The 561-nt window shown below is 72.4% G+C and carries 1 protein-coding gene; it reads right to left on the bottom strand.

The window, feature by feature from the left end; all coding sequences use genetic code 11:
- Nucleotides 1-542: VWA domain-containing protein (locus A9X05_RS25480; protein ID WP_156736985.1), on the bottom strand; the 542-nt coding region annotated here is incomplete at its 3' end.
- Nucleotides 543-561 lie beyond the last annotated feature (19 nt).

Below are 561 nucleotides of genomic sequence, written 5' to 3'. Positions count from 1 at the left end.
ACGATGCGCGCCGGCGGCGGGCCGTCGCCGCCGCCCATCACCGAGCCCACCGTCGCGATCGCCTGCAGGGCGGTGAACAGGCCCTCGCCCGTCGCGGTCTTGGGGGCCGGCTTCAGGCTGTCGATCGCCGCCTTCACCGCCTCGCGGTTGGTGGTCGGGGAGACCAGCAGCGACGCGTTGGCCGCGAATTCCACCAGCCCCAGGTTGATGGCCGGCGTCAGCTCGTCGGCGAACTGCTTGCCGGCCACCTTGGCGGCGGTCAGCCGGTCGGGGGGGACGTCGGTGGAGGCCATGGACTCCGAGACATCGATCACCAGCATCACGACCGCCCGGTTGAGCGGGATCCGGACGTCGGACGTCGGCCCGGCCATCGCGGTGGTCAGCAGGATCAGGCTGAGCAGCGCCACCGCGATCGGAAGGTGCCGCCTCGGCGACTGCGGCACGGCCTCCTCGGTGAACCGGCGCAGCCGGCGCCGGCGGCGGGCCTGGACCAGGATGTAGACCGCCAACAAGCCCAGCGGCAGCAAACCGAACACGAGCATGCCCGGGCGCTGAAAGCCG

Source organism: Mycobacterium sp. E3298, from assembly GCF_001666895.1.
Classification (GTDB): Bacteria; Actinomycetota; Actinomycetes; order Mycobacteriales; family Mycobacteriaceae; genus Mycobacterium.
Note: the sequence above shows the minus strand (reverse complement) of the source record. Positions and strands in the feature narration are given on the sequence as shown.